The following is a 630-nucleotide window of genomic DNA, read 5'->3' as shown; positions in this document are numbered from 1 at the left end:
TGGGCGATGAGGCGGCTGCGCAGGGCCACGAGCCGTGCGCCGTCGTCGAGCGTGAGCACACCGGCTACGCATGCGGCGGCGATCTCACCTTGCGAGTGGCCGATGACGGCCGAGGGCTCGATGCCGAGCGAACGCCACACCTGGGCCAAGGACACCATGACGGCCCAGAGCGCGGGCTGGACCACGTCCACCCGTTCCAGCGCATCGTCCCCGGTCGCCCGCAGCACATCGAGCAGATCCCAGTCGACATGCGGAGCGAGGGCTTGGGCGCACCCGTCGATCGTCTCGGTGAACACGGGTGAGGCGTCGAGNACCGCACCGGACGGTGGCTCGCCCGGGACCACTCCGCTGACCACGTGGGGGGCGGGGTCGCCGGTGGCGATGGCGTCCAGCCCGGACAGGAAGGTGTCCCGGTCGGCGGCCACGACCACCGCGCGGTGCTCCAGCGCGGCCCGGTGCCGTGCCAGCGTCGAGCCGATGTCGGCGAGATGCCGGTCGTTCGTGGCCACGAACGCACGCAACTGCGCTGCCTGCGCCCGTAGCGCGGGTTCGGAGCGTGCCGAGATCACCCACGGCAGCACGCCCTCCGTGGGGGTGGGCGGGGACGTGGTGTCCGCCGTCGGGGCCGCT

At 73.0% G+C, this 630-nt stretch carries 1 protein-coding gene; it reads right to left on the bottom strand.

From position 1 onward, the window contains the following. Positions 1 to 509 (bottom strand): acyltransferase domain-containing protein (locus IEJ02_RS47935; protein ID WP_317986121.1); only part of this gene is annotated, 509 nt, incomplete at its 3' end. Between the last annotated feature and the right edge of the window lie 121 nt (positions 510 to 630).

The sequence above is a fragment of the Streptomyces sp. 5-10 genome (assembly GCF_014712245.1).
In the GTDB taxonomy this organism is placed as follows: Bacteria; Actinomycetota; Actinomycetes; order Streptomycetales; family Streptomycetaceae; genus Streptomyces; species Streptomyces violaceusniger.
The sequence above is the reverse complement of the archived record's forward strand: the minus strand, read 5'-3'. Positions and strand labels throughout refer to the sequence as shown.